Here is a 14,865-nt window from a genome sequence, read left to right on the forward strand (position 1 = left end):
GTCCGCGCAAAACAAAACGCCCCGGCCGTGAGGCCGGGGCGTTTGGTTGTCTACCCGTGATCCAAGCCTAGCGCGGGGCCAGGATCATGATCATCTGACGGCCTTCCATGCGCGGCTCGTACTCGACCTTGGCGACCTCGTCGAAGTCGGCCTTGACCTTCTGCAGCAGCTTCATGCCGAGCTCGGGGTGGGCCATTTCGCGACCGCGGAAGCGCAGGGTCACCTTGACCTTGTCGCCTTCCTCGAAGAAGCGATGCATCGCCTTGGCCTTCACGTCGTAGTCGTGGCTGTCGATGTTCGGGCGGAGCTTGATCTCCTTGAGCTCGACCACCTTCTGCCGCTTGCGCGCCTCGTTCTTCTTCTTCTGCTCCTGGAACTTGAACTTGCCGTAGTCCAGGATCTTGCAGACGGGAGGATTGGCGTTCGGAACGATTTCCACCAGGTCCAGACCGGCTTCCTCTGCCGCTTCCATAGCGGACGCGGTCGGCATCTCGCCTTGCTTTTCGCCGTGTTGGTCGATCAGCAGGACACGGGGGACACGGATTTCATCGTTGATACGCGGTCCGTCTTTAACGGGCGGCGTTTGCATAGGACGGCGAATAGGGGCGGCTCCGGTGCTGTTGGTATGAAAGGCGGTAAGATGAATATAGCTGAACGCGTTCGCGCCGCGCTGGGCGCGCCGCGAGAACCTGATATATGACGCGCCCGCCGCGCTGTATCAAGCGAAGGCGGTCAAACAGACGCTAGCGGGTCCATTTTTTTGACCCTGTAGCGAAGCCTGAGGAATATTCGGGCCGATCGGGACGGAAACGGCGAGGCGGGGACGAGTTTTCCCTGAACAAGACGCTTGCCCGACTCATGCCCGAACATCGCCATTCCGCCCTCGAGGACGTCCATGCGCTCCTCATCGGTTCAAGCTTCATCGCCGTGGGCCTGACCCTGCTCAAGGCCGCTGGCCTGGTGACCGGCGGCGTCGCCGGCGTGGCGCTGATCGTTTCGTACCTGGGCGACTGGCCGGTGGGGGTGGTGTTCTTCGTCCTCAACCTGCCGTTCTACGTCCTGGCCCAGCGGACCCTGGGCTGGGCGTTCACGTTCAAGACCCTGGCGACCAACCTGCTTCTGGCCGGGCTGGCCTGGGGCATGCCGCAGTGGCTGAAGGTCGGCGGCATTGATCCGATCTTCTCGGCCGTCTTCGGCGGCACGATCATCGGCATGGGCATTCTGGCCCTGGCCCGTCACCGGTCCAGCGTGGGCGGGGTCGGGGTCCTGGCGCTCTATCTGCAGGAGCGCCGAGGGATCAGCGCCGGCAAGGTGCAGATGGCGGCCGACTGCGTGGTGGTGGCCGCGGCGTTCTTCACGATCAGCTTCGACAAGCTTCTGCTGTCCATCGCCAGCGCCGTGGCCCTGAGCGCGGTGATCATCGCCAACCACAAGCCGGGGCGGTATGCGGGGTATTGAGCCCTTTTGCGCCCCCTCCGTCTCGCTGCGTATCCGCAGCGATCCACCTCCCCCGCAAGCGGGGCAGGAGGCTAGCGGGGTCCTCCTCACCCGTGAAACGGGGGAGGTGGCGCGGCGCCGATAGGCGACGTGACGGAGGGGGCGCTCTTTCGCGAACTAATGCGGCAACAGCGCCATGGCCGCGCTGGCCACGGTGCTGACGGGCAGGGCCTTGAGGTCGGGCGAACGGATCACCGCCACGTGGCCGCGCGGGCCGCATAGCTCTGGGTCCGAGGCGTCGGAGAACAGGGCGATGGTCGGCGCGCCGGCGGCGGCCAGCAGGTGCGTCGGGCCGGTGTCGTTGCCGACGGCCAGCGCCGCCTTGGCCCCTAGCACGGCGAGCTGTGCAAAGTCGGTGCGGCCGGTCAGATCGCGCGCGCCGCCCACGGCCTTCTGGATGTGGCGGGCCATGGCGCTTTCCTGGGGACCGCCGATGATGACGATGTCCAGGCCCCTGGCCTTCAGCAGCGAGCCCAGCTGGGCGTAGTACTCGACCGGCCAGCGCTTTTCGAGCCGGTGGGCCGAGCCGCCCGGCACGAACAGAACGTACGGACGCGGCGCGGCGGCGCCAGCGACGGGGCGCGGCTCCTTGTGCTTGCGCAGGATCCAGGAGAGGTCTGGCGGCGGCGCGCTGCCCGGCTCGGTCGGGGCGTCGGGCCAGATCCCCGCGGCGCGGAGCTGATCGGCCTGGCGCTCCAGCGTGTGCATTTGCAGGCGCGCCGAGCCCTTCTGCGGCAGGGCGCAGCCCACCGCGATCCCGCTCCATTGCGGGGGGAAGGGGCGCAGCAACTGGAAGTACCAGTTGGTCCGGCTGTTGGTCTGCAGATCGTAGATGCGGTCGTAGCGCGCCTTGCGGACACGGCCGATCATGGCCAGCGTCTGGCCAAAGTCGTCGGGGCGCCCGTCGGTCTCGACGGTGTTGACGTAGGGGCTGAGCTTGGCCAGGGCCTCGAAGGGCGGGGTGGTCAGCAGGGTGATCTTGGCCTTGGGGTGAGCTTCGCGGATCTTGCGCATCGCGGCCAGGGCCAGGACGAAATCGCCCAGCGCGCCCAGCTTGATGACTAGGACCTTCTTGATCTCCTTGCTCAAGACGAACGCTCCAAACCCAACACACGCGCATAGACCTTGAGGGTCGCTTCGCACATCGCGTCCACTGAATACAACCGCCGAGCACGCAGGCGAGCGGCTTGTCCCATGGATTGACGCGCTGAGGCGCCAAGATCGGCGGCCTCCAGCAGCGCTGTGGCCCAGGCCTCGGCGTCGCCGGGCGTGACTAGCCACCCGGTTTTGCCCGGCACGACGGTCTCGCGCGTGGCCCCATGGTCGGCCGCCATGACGGGGCGGCCCATGACCTGAGGCTCCACCGCCGTGCGGCCGAACGCTTCGGGCTCCAAGGAGGGAGCAATGGCGAGATCGGCCAGCAGATAGGCCGCCGGCATGTCGTCGCAATGACCGACCAGCTTGACGGCGTCCTGGAGGCCCGCCTGCGCGATCGCCGCTTCCAGTTCGGCGCGATAGCCCTTGCGGCCCTGGTCGTCGCCGGCCAGCAGCAGCAGCACCTTGTCCTGGCGACGGGCCTTCAGCAGCGCCATCGCCTGAACCAGCAGGCCCTGGCCCTTCCAGCGGGTCAGGCGACCGGCCAGCAGCACCTTCAGGCGACGCTCGTCCGGCGCAAGGCCCCAGGCCTGACGCAGGGCCTCGATCCGATCGGCGCTGACCACGTCGGGCTCGAAGCGCGACAGGTCGACGCCGCGCGGGATGGCCACCACCTTGTCGGCGGCGACGCCGTGCTCGCGGATGACGTGCTCGCGTGTGTATTCGGAGTTGGCGATCACCACGGCGCCCTTGGTCATCACCGCATTGTACCAGCGCTTGAGGCCGGACTTGGCGTTGTAGACCCCGTGATAGGTGGCCACGAACGGGACCTTGGTGGCGTGGGCGGCCCACAGCGCGCTGAAGGCCGGGGCGCGGGAGCGGGCGTGCACAAGGCTGACCTTCTCCCGCCGGATCAGGTCGATCAGCCGGGCGGCGTTGCCCAGCATGATCAGAGGGTTCTTGGACTGGGCGGGCATCTGCGCCAGGCGCGCGCCGTCGGCCTCCAGCCGCGCGGCCATGCGTCCGCCGCGCGTGGCGACCAGCGCCTTGCCGCCTTGCGCCACCACCGCGCGAGCGACATCAATCGTCGTCTGTTCGGCGCCGCCGGTTTCCAGTTCCGGCGTCACTTGCAGCAGGGTGAAGTTGGCGGGTAGGTCGGGCACGCGAGTCTCGACGGCGATAACCGCCCGTTGTTAGCGAAAGGATCAAGGCGACGCCATGACCGAATCCCGGGGCGCCCTGACGCGCGAAGACGGATCGACCCTGGCCTGGCGGCGCGTTGACGGCGAAGGGCCGACGGTCGTGTGGCTGGGCGGCTTCCACTCCGACATGACCGGAACCAAGGCCGAGGTGCTGGCCGAGCAGGCCAAGGCGACGGGCGGGTCCTATGTGCGGTTCGACTATTTCGGCCATGGCGAGTCGAGCGGTCAGTTTCGCGACGGCACGATCGGCCGCTGGCGCGGCGACGCCCTGGCGGTGATCGATGAGCTGACCGACGGACCGTTGGTGCTGGTCGGCTCATCGATGGGCGGCTGGCTCTCGTGCCTGGCGGCGCTGGCGCGGCCGGACCGGGTGAAGGCCCTGGTGCTGATCGCGCCTGCGCCGGACTTCACCGAGAAGCTGATGGGACCCGAGCTGTCGGCCGAGGCCAAGACGGCGATCGCCCGCGACGGCTTCTGGATCCGGCCTTCCGAGTACGACGACGGCGGCTATCCGATCACCCGCGACCTTCTGGAAGACGGCGCGCGGTGGTCGATCCTGCCCGGACCCGTGCCGATCGACGTTCCGTTGCGCATCCTGCAGGGCGGCGCCGACCAGGACGTGCCGTGGACCCACGCCCTGGCGCTGGCCAACGCCCTGACCTCGGACAATGTCGTCTTCACCCTGATCAAGGACGGCGACCACCGTCTCTCGCGCCCGCAGGATCTGGAGCGCCTGGTCGCCGCCGTTTCCGAGGCCAAGGGCCTGGCTGAGCCGGAAGAGGGGGATCTCGTCTCCCGCCGCCTGGCGCGGGCCGCGCGGCTGCGGAATGCGGCAGGCCTGGAAGCGACTGGGATCGCGCCGCGACCACTGCCGATCGACGACGAGTAGCCCCTAGCCACCCGCCTTCAGGATCGCCGCCAGACCTTCGCGGTAGGTCGGATGCTTTGGCCGCCACCCCAGCTCGGCCTTGATCAGCGCGTTCGAGACCCGCTTGTTTTCCGCGTAGAACCGCCGCGTGGCGGGCGACATGCCCATTTCGTTGAACGGCAGGTCCGGCGGGACCGGGACGTCCAGCAGCCTGGCGGCGTGCTCCATGACGTCCTGGGGCGGGGCGGGCGCGTCGTCGACGAGGTTGTAGATCCCGCCCGCGCGCGGTTGATCCAGCGAGGCCAGCAAGCCAGAGACGATATCGTCGAGGTGGATGCGGCTGAACACCTGTCCCGGCTTGACGATGCGGCGGCCTTCGCCGGCGCGCAGGCGGTCCAGCGCGCTGCGGCCGGGACCATAGATGCCCGGCAGGCGGAAGGTGGTCACCGTCAGGCCCATGCCGCGCCCGACCTGACGCCAGTCGCGCTCGGCCCCGACCCGGCGGGCGCCTTCGACCGATTGGGCCCTGAGGGGCGAGGTCTCGAACACCCAGCGGCCCTCGAAGTCGCCATAGACCCCGGTCGTCGACAGATACCCGATCCAGTCGGGATAAGCCTGGGCCTGGGCCAGGGCCGGGACGATCGACTCCAGGGCCGGACAGCCGTCGGGGCCGGGGGGAGCGGTGACCAGGATCGCGTTCACGCCGGTCAGCGCGGCGATCATGGCGTCGCGATCGGCTGGATCGGCGGGCGTGATTCCCCTGTCGCGCAGCGCCTGAGCCTGGCCGGGGTCACGCGCCGAGGCGGCGATGTCCCAGCCACGTTCCTGCAGGGCGTCGGCGAACGCCGCACCCACATAGCCCAGACCAAACACGAACAGACGCAACGCTGGAACTCCGCCCCAAGAAATCCAGGCTTCAAACCCGCCCGAAACCAGCCCGGATCAAGCCTTGGAAAAAAGCCTCTACGCAACCCCTCAAAGGGCGCTTGCAAACCGCGAAGCGCTCTGCCATAAGCCGCCTCCTCGTCGCGGGGCGCTCTTCTGGGCCTCGCCGATGCGGGCGTAGCTCAGTGGTAGAGCGCCACCTTGCCAAGGTGGATGTCGAGAGTTCGAATCTCTTCGCCCGCTCCATTCTCCCGGTTTTCGGGCAGGCTGGACGATACCATATCTCGCGAATAGCGCGGGCGTAGCTCAGTGGTAGAGCGCCACCTTGCCAAGGTGGATGTCGAGAGTTCGAATCTCTTCGCCCGCTCCATTCTCGGTTTCTCCGACAATTGGATCCCATCGATTTGTTCCCCTGGGACGTGTTCCCCTGGGACGGTCGATTCGCGTGTGGACGCCGCGTGGGCTTGGCATAATCTTGGCCCCATGACTCAGCATCGCACTTGGCGCGCCGCCCTGGCCGGCGTCTGTCTCACCGCCCTGGTCGCTTCGTCCGCCTGGGCCGGTCCCTCTGAAACGCTGACCGGCTTGGTGGCGCGCTACGAGGCGCTCGGCAATGCCGACGGCGATCCCGACAGCGGCGGCGCCAACGAGGCGCGCTGGCGGCTTCCCGATGTCTCGCCGGCCGCCGACGCCGCCAAGCTCGCCAAGCTCAAGGCGATCTCAGCCGATCTTTCCTCCATGGACGTGGCCGGCCTGTCGGAAGACGAGAAGCTGACGCGCGATCTTCTGCTGTGGGCGGTGAAGGACCGCGTGGAGGCCGGGGGCTTCGACGAAGCGCGCATGCCGTTCAGCAGTGACGGCGGCTTTGACGTGATGATGCTGTATCGCGCCAGCGGTCTGCGCCTGAAGAACGAGGCCGAGGCGCGCCGCTGGATCGCGCTGCTCAACCGCATGCCCGCCTGGTACGCGGCCAATATCGCCAACGCCCGGCGCGGTGTGAGCACGGGCTTCGTCCACGCCGTCTCGACCGCCCAGGCCGTCCAGGACCGCGCCCAGCGCGCGGCCGCCACCCCGCTGGCCGACGATCCGCTGCTGGCCCCGCTGCGCGCTCTGCCCGCCAGCGTTCCGGAAGCGACCCGCGCGGCGCTGGTCGCCGAGGGCGAAAAGGCGGTCAAGGACAGCGTCGCGCCGGCCCGCGCCAGCTTCGTCAAGTTCATGACCGAAGAGTACACGCCGCGCGCCGCCAAGAGCCTGGCGGCGTCGGACCTGCCCGACGGCAAGCGCTACTATGCTTTCCTGGCGCGCCGGCACACGACCATGACGCTGACGCCGGACCAGATCCACGACGTCGGCCAGGCCGAAGTGGCCCGCATCCGTGCGCGCATGCAGGAGACCATGAAGGCCGCCGGCTTCCAGGGCGACCTGCCGGCCTTCATCGCCATGTTGCGCAAGGATCCGCGCTTCTACGCCACCAGCCGTGAGCAACTTCTGGAGAAGTCCAGCGAGATCGCCAAGCGCGCTGATGACCAACTGCCGGCCCACTTCGGCGTGCTGCCGCGGTTGCCCTATGGCGTGCGGGCCGTGCCGGCCAGTATCGAGAAGGGCTACACCACCGGCCGTTACTTCGGCGGCGACGCCAAGGTCGGCCGCGCCGGCGGCTTGATGATCAACACCTCCGAGCTGGACCAGCGGCCGCTCTACGAGCTGCCCGCCCTGGTGCTGCACGAGGGCGCGCCGGGGCACCACATCCAGACTGCGCTGGCCGCCGAGCAGGCCAACGTGCCGGAGTTCCGCAAGAACCTCTATTTCACCGCGTTCGGTGAGGGCTGGGGCCTCTATTCGGAGTGGCTGGGCGAGGGGATGGGCATCTATCGCGACCCCTACGAGCTGTTCGGCCGCCTGTCCTACGAGATGTGGCGCGCCTGCCGTCTGGTCGCCGACACCGGCATGCACTGGAAGGGCTGGAGCATCGACCAGGCCCGCGCCTGCTTCACGGACAACACCGCCCTGTCGCCGACCAATATCGAGGTCGAGCTCAAGCGCTATGTCTCCTGGCCGGGCCAGGCCCTGGCTTACAAGATGGGCGAGCTGAAGCTGCTGGAACTGCGCAAGCGGGCCGAGGCCAAGCTGGGCGACCGGTTCGACGAGCGCGGCTTCCACGACGCGGTGCTGCTGCGCGGGTCGCTGCCGTTGGCCGTTCTGGAGACCCGGATCGACGCCTGGACCGCACAAGAGCTGGCCAAGCCCGCAACGCCCGCCAAGACGAAGGGCTGACCTTGGCCAGGATCACGGTTCTGGGCGAGTGTATGGTCGAGCTGTCGCCCGAGGCCGGTGACGGCGGCGCGCCGCTCTACCGGATGGGCTTTGCGGGCGACACCTTCAATACGGCGATCTACATGGCGCGGCTGGGCGACCAGGTCGCCTATTGCACGGCGCTGGGGCAGGGCGACCCGTTCAGCGAAGGCGTGCTGGCGGCCATGCGCCGCGAAGGCATGGACACCCAGCTGGTGCGCCAAGTCGAGAACCGCCTGCCGGGCCTCTACGCCATCGTGCTGGATGAGCACGGCGAGCGGAAGTTCCACTATTGGCGCGAGCGGGCCCCGATCCGTGACCTGTTCTCGGCCCATACCGCCGATCAGCTGATCGAGGCGGCCAAGGCCAGTGATCTTGTCTATCTGTCCGGGGTGACCCTGGCGGTGATCGGCGACATCGGCCGCGCACGGCTGCGCGATATCCTCGCCTACGTCCATTCCCACGGCGTGCCCGTGGCGCTGGACTTCAACTACCGACCGGCCTTGTGGCCCAGCGCCGAGGCCGCTCGCGCCGCCCTGGACGGTGTCGTGCCCGCATGCCGCTACATCTCGCTGAGCAGCGAGGATAGCCGCCCGCTCTATGGCCGCGAGGCCGAGGACCTCGCCGCCGACTGGGCGGCGGCGGGCGCCGAGGTGGTGGCGCGCGATGAGAGCCATTGCGTCAATGTCCATCGCCCTGAGGGGCGTATGGCCACGCCGGCGCCTGGTCGCATCAAGGCGGTCGACACGACGGGCGCGGGCGACAGCTTCAACGCCGCCTATCTGTCCTCGCGACTGGCGGGGAAACCCATATCGGAGGCGGTCGCCAAGGCTCACGCCGTGGCGGCGTTGGTGGTCGCGCATCGTGGCGCCATTCTACCGAGCGGCGTGTCGCTGCCAGCCTAGTCTCCACCCGAGTTCCCGCTCCACATGTTCGCGTTTCCCGCTTCCCTCGAGGCTGATCGTCTGCAGACAGCCCTCACTCGACGGTTTCTCACCCCCGCCCTCAGCGCGCTGGAAGACCTTTTTCTGGAGCTGCGCGCGGAAAGCGATTTCACGCTACCGAGCAGTCTCGTCGGCCGCTACGCCAAGCCCTATCCCGGCGGTTGCTGCTCGGAGATCACGGCGGATGTCCTGCGCCGGCTATGCGTTCGGGTGTCCGCAGGCCGCCAAGGATCTGCGGGTGAGCGCGCCTTGATCGCCTTCGTCAAGCAGGGCGGACGCATCAATAGCGTCTGGGGCGTGCTGCGGGATCGCTATTTCCAGAACGCACTCCAGGTCGGCGGCCTCTATGTGGATGTGGCCAATGATACGGTCGATCCCAACAAGCCCAAGGTCGAGATCTTGCCGATGCCGGAATCCGGCCTGGTCCTCGTGCGCGACGGCTCGCACTTCGCCCGGATCGGCGAGTCCTACTGGAACGCGCGGCTCTATACGAACACAGCCTTGCCGGCGCTGGCGCCGCACTTCCCCATGATCCTGGTCTGGCCGACCGGCGTCTGCCAGCTGGCGGCCCGGAACACCTACATGGTCCAGCTCTTTGCGAGAGACGGCTTCCGGCCGGCCGAGCAATGGCTGCGCGAGGGGGCGCCGGCGCCGCTCTGGGTCGTCGACACAATGCGGCAAGTCAGTCCGCCGGATTTGCTCGGCGATACGCCTCCGGGCCTCGAGGCCGCGCTCGCGGCTTGCCAGCGGCTGCGCCGTACAAGGATGGTCGTGGACGAGCGGAAGATGGAAGCGCTGCTGGGGATCTTTGACCGGACGCCGGCGGCGCAAGCGAATCTGGCGCTGGCTGTCTGATGGCTTTAGCGCCCTTGAATGCTCGTCCTCGTGCGAGGATATCGCGGAGCTGACCTTATAAGAAACAACGTCTTAGGTCGATCTGGCTTGAGCATAATAGGAATATCTTCCTCTCTGCGGAATATAAACCTATAGTGGTGTTCGCCGGCTGCGCTCGCGGCCTGGAGGAGAGGACGCCATGCTGGTTCAAGCCCTTGAGGACATCTGGGCGATCACGCCCGATCCCCGACGCGACCGCCTGACGGTCGGCTTCGTGACCCATCTTGTTTCCCTGGCCACCGGCGTGCCGGCGGTGGAGATCGCAACGCCCAAGCGGGCGTCCCACACGGCGGTGCGCGCCCGGCAGCTCGCCATCTACCTGACCCACATCACCCTGCATTGGCCCCTGGCGCGGGTGGCTTTCGCCTTTGGCCGGGATCGCACGACCTGCGGGCACGCCTGTCGCAAGATCGAGGACCTGCGCGAGGACGAGGCCTTCGATCGCCGGCTTTGCGAGCTGGAGGCCTGCCTGCGTCAGGCCCCGGCCCATGCTCAGGATCTGCCGTGATGACCGGTGTGCTTCAGGCCCGTTTCGACGCGGCGTTGGACGCCGAGCGGCGCGCCGAGCGAGCGATGCGGCTGCTGGCCAGGCCCGGGGCGGTGGTCGAGCCACAGGGCGCCGGCTATGGCGTCAGGTTGGGCGCCAGCCGTCGGCGTTGCGTGATGCTGACCCTGGACGACGCCGCCTTCGCAGTCCTGGCGCGCGAGGCGACGCTGAAACCACGCCGGGAAGGCGGCTGGACGATGGTCGCTCGGCCCGAGGTCGCGACGCCGCCGCCGGGACGCCCAGGCGTTATCGAGGCGTCGGTCGAGACGGCCGAGGGGATGGTCCAACGCAATCTCGGGGAGTCGCCGATCGCGTGGCTGGCGCGTCGTCGCGACAGCCACGGGCGGCCCTGGCTCGCCCCCGCCGAAGTCGCTGCGGCCGAACGGCTTCGCGAGGAGTACGAGAGCCTGGGAACGCTGGGGCGCATGACCATGCGCTGGGACGTGACGCCGCGCGTGGACGGCGGCCGACCAGGTTTGGCCCCTGCCGAACGCGACCACGCTGCGCGCCAGAGGATCGCCCGCGCGCTCGACGCTGTGGGCCCCGGGCTACGCGAGATCCTTGAGCGGGTGTGCCTGATGGGATCGGCGCTCGAGGCGGCGGAGGCCGCGCTGAAGCTGCCGCGCCGGACGGGCAAGACGGTCTTGAAACTCGCCTTGCAGCGTCTGGCGCGACACTATCGGATGGTCTGAGGGATCAGCGGTTGCCGCCCGCCACGGCGATGATCTCGCCAGTGATCCAGAAGCTCTCGGGCGAGGCCAGGAAGGTCGCCACCGGCGCGATATCCGACGGCTGTCCCAGGCGGCCCAGCGGGGTCTGGGCGATCATCTGGGTCTCCAGGTCGGAGCCGATGATGCCAACCGTGTGCGTGCCTTCGGTCTCGACCGCGCCAGGCGAGATAGCGTTCACCCGGATGTTCCTCGGGCCGAGCTCCTTGGCCAGGACCCGGGTGATGGAGTCCACGGCGGCTTTGGTGGCCGTGTAGACCGAGGCGGTCGGGATATCGACGGTGGTGGCCGCCGAACTGATGTTGATGACGCTGCCGCCGTTCGGGCCAAAGCGCCGGGCGGCTTCCCCGGTCGCCAGCAACACGCCCAGGACGTTGGTGTCGAACTGGCGGCGGTACTCGGCCTCAGTGACGTCCTCGATGGGGGCGAAGGCGTAGACGCCGGCGTTGTTGACCAGGATGTCGACACCGCCGAACGCGGTCTGGGTCTCGTCGAACAGCCGCGTGACGTCTTCGGTCTTAGCGACCGAGCCTTGGACGGCGATGGCCCGGCCGCCGGCCGCCACGATCTCGGCCACGACCTTGTCGGCGCCCTGGCGGCTTGAGGCGTAGTTGACGGCGACCGCCGCGCCCTCGGCGGCCAGGGCCTTGGCGATGGCCGCGCCGATACCCTTCGACGCGCCGGTCACGATGGCGGTCTTGCCTGAAAGCTTACTCATGATCTGTCTCTCCATCGCCCGACTTGGCGATCGATTAGACATTTAGATAAGCATAGAAGTGTTTCAATGGCGCGGGCTGTCTAAATCTCCGCCAGCTGCGCCACGTACGCATTCAGCACATCCCGCTGCAGCACCAGGAACGCGAACTTGCCTTGGCGGCAGATGCGGATCAGGCCGGCGTTCTCCAGCTCCTTCATGTGGTGCGAGAAGGTGGCGGCGCTGACCTCGATCTGCTGCGCCAGCGACCCGCAGGGCGTAGGCTCGCTGGCGGTCCCGATTTCCTTGAGGATCTGCCTTCGGCGCGGCTCAGCCAGGGCCTTGGCGATCAGATTGACCTGCCGCTCGTCCAGCACAAGGCGTTCGGCGGAGGCGGGGCGGGGCGCGTCTTCCATGAGCTTCATATGCGTTGGCGCGCGCCACTAGGCAAATGGGCGGATCCTTTCGGACCCGCCCAGGCAGACCTTGGAAGCCGCTAGTGCTTCTGCATGTGCTTGATGTCGCGCATCTGGTCGTGACCCGACTTCACCGAGGTCCAGGCCTTCTCGATCACGCGACGGGTCTGCGGATCGACGTCGTTGTCCTGCAGGGCCTTTTCGTACTTGCCCTTGATGTAGTCCTCACCGGCCTCGACCTCATTGATCACGGCTGTGTCGCCCTTGGTCAGGGAGTCCTTGAGATTGAGGAACGCACGGTGGGCGGCGGCCAGGATCGTGCCGTCGTCCTTGGGTTCGCCGCCGAGACGACGCACTTCATCCTGCAGTTCCGAGGCGATCGAGCGGCGCTCTTCGGCGCGGCGCTGGAACAGTTCGGTGTAGCGGGCGCCATCGGCGTCCTTGGCGGCTTCCGCATAGCCGTCGGCGCTGTCGATGGTGGTCTCCACCAGGCTGTTCACAAGCTTGATGTGGTCTTCGTTGGTGTGCATCGCAGGGCTCCGCGTTGGGGAAGGGGAGCCGGGTCAACGCGGGGCGGGGCGGAAGGGTTCAGTCCGTCTTGGTCGGCAGGGTCGCGCCGACGTGGTCGACGCCCAGGGCCTCGCAATGCAGCACCTGACGATGGCGCTCGGCGGCGCGCGCCTTCTGCTCCTCGCTGCGCTGGTCATGACACGCCGGGCAGGCCACGCCCTCGACATAGAGCGGCGAGGCCTGGTCCTGGGGGCTGACCGGCATGCGGCAGCCCCGGCACAGGACGTGATCGCCTTTGGCGAGCCCATGGCCCACCGAGACGCGCTCGTCGAACACGAAGCACTCGCCGCGCCAGAGGCTTTCGGGCTGCGGGATCTGTTCCAGATAGTCCAGAACGCCGCCCTTCAGGTGGAAGACCTGCTCGACACCCTCGGCCTTCAGGAAGGCGGTCGACTTCTCGCAGCGGATGCCGCCGGTGCAGTACATCGCCACCTTCAACGGCGCGTCTGGGCTTCGTTCGGCCTCGACGCTCTTGCGCCAGTCGCGGAACCAGGCGGGGAAGTCGGCGAAGCTCGTGGTCTGCGGATCGATCGCGCCCTCGAAGCGTCCGACCGCCACCTCGTAGGCGTTGCGCGTGTCGATCACCAGGATATCCGGATCGCTGATCAAGGCGTTCCAGTCGGCGGGCTCGACATAGGTTCCGGCGTCGGTCGGATCCAGGTCTGGCTCGCCCAGGGTGACGATCTCCTTCTTCAGCCGGACCTTCATCCGGTAGAAGGGCATGCGCTCGGCCCAGGCGGTCTTGGGCGTCAGGTCGGCGCAGCCGGGCAGGGCGCGGATGTGGGTCAGCACGGCCTCGATGGCGGCGTCCTCGCCGGCGATCGTCCCGTTGATCCCCTCGCGCGCCAGAAGCAGGGTGCCCTTGACGCCGAGGCTGCAGCACAGGGCGGCCAGCGGTCCCTGGATCGCCGCCGGATCCGGAAACCGGGTGAAGCGATACAGCGCGGCGACGCGATAGCTAGCCAAGAGCGGCCTGCGCGTCGCGCTGGATGCGGGCGACCATCGACTTGAGGCCATTGGAGCGCTGCGACGACAGCGCCTCGGACAGGCCCAGGCGATCAAAGGCGGCCTTGGCGTCGAAACCGGCGATCTCGGCCGCCGCTCGACCCGAATAGAGCCGCAGCAGGATGGCGATCAGGCCGCTGACGATGTGGGCGTCGCTGTCGCCGCGAAAGACGATCGAGCCGTCGGCGTGCGGTTCGGTCACCAGCCACACCTGACTGGCGCAGCCGCGCACCTTGTTCGCCTCGGAGCGCTCGGCGTCGGTCAGCGGCGCGAGCTCCTTGCCAAGCTCGATCACGTAGCGATAGCGCTCTTCCCAGTCGCCCAGGAGCTCGAACTCGTCGGCGAGGTCGGTCAGGGCGGCGTCGATGGGGCTGGTCATGCGCGGCGTTTAGGCGCCTGGCCGCGCCAAGGCAAGCGCCCGCTAAGCGGCTCTGAGGATCAGGCGGGCCAGAAAGCCGGCGCCGAGGCTGGAGGACAGCTTCAACTGGCCGCCCATGGCGCGCGACAGCAGATCCACGATCGGCAGGCCAAGGCCGGCGCCTTCGCTGGTGCGGGTCAGGGCGCAGCCGCCTTGCTCGAAGGGCTGGAGCAGGCGCGGCAGCTCGGCGCTTTCGACGCCCGGCCCCTGGTCGCGGATGGCGATCTCGATCTCGCCGTCCACGCGGCCAGCCGTCACATGGATGACGCCCCCGGCGGGCGAGTGGGTCACGGCGTTCTGGAGCAGGTTGGTCAGCATGGTCCGCAGACCCCGGCTGTCGGCCTGGACGCAGGGCAGGGCGCCCGCGCCCACCACGTGGACGATGACATCCCGGCGCGCGATCTCGGCGCGCAGGCTGTCGACGACATCCTCGATGGCCTCGTCGAGAGGTTCGGGGGTCATCTCGATATCGCCCGCCTGGCCTTCAAGGCGGGCAAGTTCGACGATCTGGTTGACCAGCTTCAGCAGCTTCAGGCCGCTGTCGTGCACGATCCCGGCGTATTCCCGGTACTGGTCGTTGCCCAGGGGGCCGTAGAGCTCGCGCGACAGGATCTCGGAGAAGCCGATCACGGCGTTCAGCGGCGTGCGCAGTTCATGGCTGACCATCCGAAGGAACGAGCGCTTACGCTCGTCCAGCGCCAACTGGCGCCGCGCTTGCGCGGCCGCTTGGCGGTCGCCCGGCGTGGGCGCGACGGCGTTGTCTTGCGACGCGTCCTGTATCGCCGGCTGTGCCATGGGGTCTCCCGGACC

17 protein-coding genes, 2 tRNA genes and 1 pseudogene are annotated in these 14,865 nt (G+C 68.1%); 10 read left to right on the plus strand and 10 right to left on the minus strand.

Features of this window, described 5'->3' with window-relative positions:
* Positions 1-67: 67 nt before the first annotated feature.
* Positions 68-589: a translation initiation factor IF-3 gene (gene infC / locus CA606_RS05215; RefSeq protein ID WP_010918933.1), complete on the minus strand. Its 522-nt coding sequence runs from the start codon at positions 587-589 to the stop codon at positions 68-70.
* Between the two features lie 269 nt (positions 590-858).
* On the opposite strand from infC, the gene CA606_RS05220 reads away from it, so the two are divergent.
* Positions 859-1,458, plus strand: a complete 600-nt coding sequence (locus CA606_RS05220) for a YitT family protein (protein WP_096052089.1) — start codon at positions 859-861, stop codon at positions 1,456-1,458.
* Between the two features lie 10 nt (positions 1,459-1,468).
* A pseudogene (locus tag CA606_RS19940) lies at positions 1,469-1,582 on the plus strand (hypothetical protein); the annotation flags it as partial.
* Positions 1,583-1,614: 32 nt separating this feature from the next.
* Here CA606_RS19940 and CA606_RS05225 read toward each other — a convergent pair.
* Together CA606_RS05225 and CA606_RS05230 are read right to left on the minus strand one after the other, a co-directional pair.
* On the minus strand, positions 1,615-2,586 hold the full coding sequence (locus CA606_RS05225; RefSeq protein WP_096052088.1) for a glycosyltransferase family 9 protein: 972 nt from the start codon (positions 2,584-2,586) through the stop codon (positions 1,615-1,617).
* Positions 2,583-3,755 (minus strand): glycosyltransferase family 4 protein, encoded by a 1,173-nt coding sequence (locus tag CA606_RS05230; RefSeq protein WP_096052087.1) that lies wholly within the window; start codon positions 3,753-3,755, stop codon positions 2,583-2,585. The genes CA606_RS05225 and CA606_RS05230 overlap by 4 nt, the downstream gene beginning before the upstream one ends.
* A gap of 55 nt (positions 3,756-3,810) precedes the next feature.
* Between CA606_RS05230 and CA606_RS05235 the strand changes: the two genes are divergently transcribed.
* Positions 3,811-4,683 carry an alpha/beta fold hydrolase gene (locus tag CA606_RS05235; RefSeq protein ID WP_096052086.1) on the plus strand — a complete coding sequence of 291 codons (873 nt, stop codon included), beginning with the start codon at positions 3,811-3,813 and terminating at the stop codon, positions 4,681-4,683.
* 3 nt (positions 4,684-4,686) lie between these two features.
* Here CA606_RS05235 and CA606_RS05240 read toward each other — a convergent pair whose 3' ends face one another.
* Positions 4,687-5,547 carry an SDR family oxidoreductase gene (locus tag CA606_RS05240; protein WP_096052085.1) on the minus strand — a complete coding sequence of 287 codons (861 nt, stop codon included), beginning with the start codon at positions 5,545-5,547 and terminating at the stop codon, positions 4,687-4,689.
* 171 nt (positions 5,548-5,718) lie between these two features.
* Here CA606_RS05240 and CA606_RS05245 point away from each other — a divergent pair.
* The 7 genes from CA606_RS05245 (at position 5,719) to CA606_RS05275 (ending at position 10,916) form a co-directional block, all read left to right on the plus strand.
* A tRNA-Gly gene (locus tag CA606_RS05245) sits at positions 5,719-5,793 on the plus strand.
* Between the two features lie 49 nt (positions 5,794-5,842).
* Positions 5,843-5,917, plus strand: a tRNA-Gly gene (locus tag CA606_RS05250).
* Between the two features lie 113 nt (positions 5,918-6,030).
* A complete protein-coding gene (locus CA606_RS05255) occupies positions 6,031-7,821 on the plus strand; it encodes a DUF885 domain-containing protein (protein ID WP_096052084.1) in 1,791 nt (596 codons plus the stop codon).
* A gap of 2 nt (positions 7,822-7,823) precedes the next feature.
* Positions 7,824-8,744, plus strand: coding sequence for a sugar kinase (locus tag CA606_RS05260; RefSeq protein WP_096052083.1), 921 nt, complete (start codon positions 7,824-7,826; stop codon positions 8,742-8,744).
* Between the two features lie 24 nt (positions 8,745-8,768).
* On the plus strand, positions 8,769-9,638 hold the full coding sequence (locus tag CA606_RS05265; protein WP_096052082.1) for a hypothetical protein: 870 nt from the start codon (positions 8,769-8,771) through the stop codon (positions 9,636-9,638).
* A gap of 178 nt (positions 9,639-9,816) precedes the next feature.
* Positions 9,817-10,185, plus strand: a complete 369-nt coding sequence (locus CA606_RS05270; RefSeq protein ID WP_096052081.1) for a helix-turn-helix domain-containing protein — start codon at positions 9,817-9,819, stop codon at positions 10,183-10,185.
* Entirely contained in the window at positions 10,185-10,916 is a 732-nt protein-coding gene (locus CA606_RS05275) for a DUF6456 domain-containing protein (protein ID WP_181242794.1), read from the plus strand. The genes CA606_RS05270 and CA606_RS05275 overlap by 1 nt, the downstream gene beginning before the upstream one ends.
* A 4-nt stretch (positions 10,917-10,920) precedes the next feature.
* On the opposite strand, the gene CA606_RS05280 is transcribed toward CA606_RS05275, so the two are convergent.
* The 6 genes from CA606_RS05280 to CA606_RS05305 all read right to left on the minus strand — a co-directional run bounded on the left by CA606_RS05280 (position 10,921) and on the right by CA606_RS05305 (position 14,850).
* Positions 10,921-11,670, minus strand: a complete 750-nt coding sequence (locus CA606_RS05280) for a glucose 1-dehydrogenase (protein WP_096052080.1) — start codon at positions 11,668-11,670, stop codon at positions 10,921-10,923.
* 80 nt (positions 11,671-11,750) lie between these two features.
* Positions 11,751-12,071: an ArsR/SmtB family transcription factor gene (locus CA606_RS05285; protein ID WP_096052079.1), complete on the minus strand. Its 321-nt coding sequence runs from the start codon at positions 12,069-12,071 to the stop codon at positions 11,751-11,753.
* Between the two features lie 71 nt (positions 12,072-12,142).
* On the minus strand, positions 12,143-12,592 hold the full coding sequence (locus CA606_RS05290) for a PA2169 family four-helix-bundle protein (RefSeq protein WP_096052078.1): 450 nt from the start codon (positions 12,590-12,592) through the stop codon (positions 12,143-12,145).
* Between the two features lie 58 nt (positions 12,593-12,650).
* Positions 12,651-13,598, minus strand: a complete 948-nt coding sequence (locus tag CA606_RS05295; RefSeq protein ID WP_096052077.1) for a rhodanese-related sulfurtransferase — start codon at positions 13,596-13,598, stop codon at positions 12,651-12,653.
* The gene (locus CA606_RS05300) at positions 13,591-14,016 is read right to left on the minus strand and encodes a SufE family protein (protein WP_096052076.1); all 426 of its coding nucleotides are present in this window, start codon (positions 14,014-14,016) and stop codon (positions 13,591-13,593) included. The genes CA606_RS05295 and CA606_RS05300 overlap by 8 nt, the downstream gene beginning before the upstream one ends.
* Positions 14,017-14,058: 42 nt before the next feature.
* Positions 14,059-14,850, minus strand: a complete 792-nt coding sequence (locus tag CA606_RS05305) for a sensor histidine kinase (RefSeq protein WP_096052075.1) — start codon at positions 14,848-14,850, stop codon at positions 14,059-14,061.
* Between the last annotated feature and the right edge of the window lie 15 nt (positions 14,851-14,865).

Origin of the sequence: Caulobacter vibrioides, from assembly GCF_002310375.3 — a bacterium.
GTDB classification, from domain to species: domain Bacteria; phylum Pseudomonadota; class Alphaproteobacteria; order Caulobacterales; family Caulobacteraceae; genus Caulobacter; species Caulobacter vibrioides_D.